We start from the raw sequence: 1,577 nt of genomic DNA, 5'->3' as shown, positions 1-1,577 counted from the left end.
AAGGAAATGCTCGAAGCGGCGGGCGCGAAAGTGGCCGGTTCGGTATCGAAGAAGACGGATTACGTGGTCGCGGGCGCCGAAGCCGGCAGCAAGCTCGCGAAGGCCGAGGAACTCGGCATCCCCGTGCTGGACGAAGACGGCCTGCACCAACTCCTGGAGGGCAATACGCCATGATTCGCGAGATCCTGAAGATGGGCGATCCGCGCCTGCTCGAAGTCGCCAAGCCGGTCGAGCGGTTCGATACACCCGAACTGCACGAGATCGTCGCGGACATGTTCGAGACGATGCACCATGCGAACGGCGCCGGGCTGGCCGCTCCGCAGATCGGCATCGGGCTGCAGCTCATCATCTTCGGCTTCGGCAACAACAACCGCTACCCGGATGCGCCGCCGGTGCCCGAGACGGTGCTGATCAACCCGAAGGTCGAGTACATGCCGCCGGACATGGAAGAGGGCTGGGAGGGCTGCCTGTCGGTGCCGGGCATGCGGGGCGTCGTCAGCCGTTACGCGAAGGTGCGCTACAGCGGCTTCGACCAGTTCGGCGAGAAGATCGATCGCGTTGCCGACGGCTTTCACGCACGCGTCGTCCAGCACGAATACGATCACCTGATCGGCAAGCTGTATCCGATGCGGATCACCGACTTCACGCGCTTCGGCTTCACGGAAGTGCTGTTCCCCGGGCTCGATCCGGCTTCGGACGACTGATCGGCCGACTGTCCCGGCTTCTCGCAGGAAACAAAAAAGCCCGCTTGCGCGGGCTTTTTCATTGCGTGGCGCCCGTGTGGCGCGCGCGCAGTCAGAACGTCTCGTCGGCCGACAGATAGCGCCATTGACCCTGCGGCAGGGCACCGAGCATCACGCGGCCCATCCGTACGCGCTTCAGGCCGATCACGTCGAGGCCCACCAGTTCGCACATGCGACGGATCTGGCGCTTCTTGCCTTCGCGCAGCACGAAGCGCAACTGCTCACCGTTCTGCCAGCTCACCATCGCGGGCTTCAGCGCGACGCCGTCGAGCTCGAGGCCGTGGCGCAGCTTCGCGAGCGATTCCGCGGGGAAGTGCTGGTCGATGTCGATGAGTTGTTCACCGAAGCGCACGCGCACCAGGTACTCCTTGTCGATGTCCGACTGCTCGCCGATCAGCTGCTTCGCGATCACGCCGTTCTGCGTCAGCACGAGCATGCCGGTCGAATCGATGTCCAGGCGGCCGGCCGGTGCGAGCGCGTGCAGGTGCTGCGGGGAGAAGCGCACCGGCGAATGGTCGCCGCTCCAGCGGTTCGCGCGCGTGATCAGCACGGCCGCGGGCTCGTAGCCGTCTTCCGCCTGGCCCGACACATAGCCGACCGGCTTGTGCAGCAGGATCGTCACTTGCGCGGCCTGCGCGGCGCTCGCCCGTTCGTCGATCTCGATCTTCTGGTCGGCGCGTACCTTGGTGCCGAGCGTGTCGATGCGTTCGCCGTCGACGAGTACCCAACCCTTTTCGATCCATTCGTCGGCTTCGCGGCGCGAGCACATGCCGAGCTCGGACATCCGCTTCGACAGGCGCATCAGGCCCGATTCGTCGCCGTAGTCGACGTCGG

Annotated in this window: 3 protein-coding genes; 2 read left to right on the top strand and 1 reads right to left on the bottom strand. The window is 65.4% G+C overall.

What is annotated here, in order from left to right; all coding sequences use genetic code 11:
* On the top strand, nucleotides 1–174 hold a 174-nt coding region (locus tag JYJ84_RS36325; protein ID WP_205190271.1), incomplete at its 5' end, for a BRCT domain-containing protein.
* On the top strand, nucleotides 171–704 hold the full coding sequence (gene def, locus JYJ84_RS36320; RefSeq protein WP_122945705.1) for a peptide deformylase: 534 nt from the start codon (nucleotides 171–173) through the stop codon (nucleotides 702–704). The genes JYJ84_RS36325 and def, both read left to right, overlap by 4 nt.
* Nucleotides 705–795: 91 nt before the next feature.
* On the opposite strand, the gene JYJ84_RS36315 is transcribed toward def, so the two are convergent.
* On the bottom strand, nucleotides 796–1,577 hold a 782-nt coding region (locus JYJ84_RS36315; RefSeq protein ID WP_205190270.1), incomplete at its 5' end, for a pseudouridine synthase.

Source organism: Burkholderia sp. LMG 13014 (genome assembly GCF_905232215.1).
GTDB lineage: Bacteria > Pseudomonadota > Gammaproteobacteria > Burkholderiales > Burkholderiaceae > Burkholderia.
The sequence above is the reverse complement of the archived record's forward strand: the minus strand, read 5'-3'. Positions and strand labels throughout refer to the sequence as shown.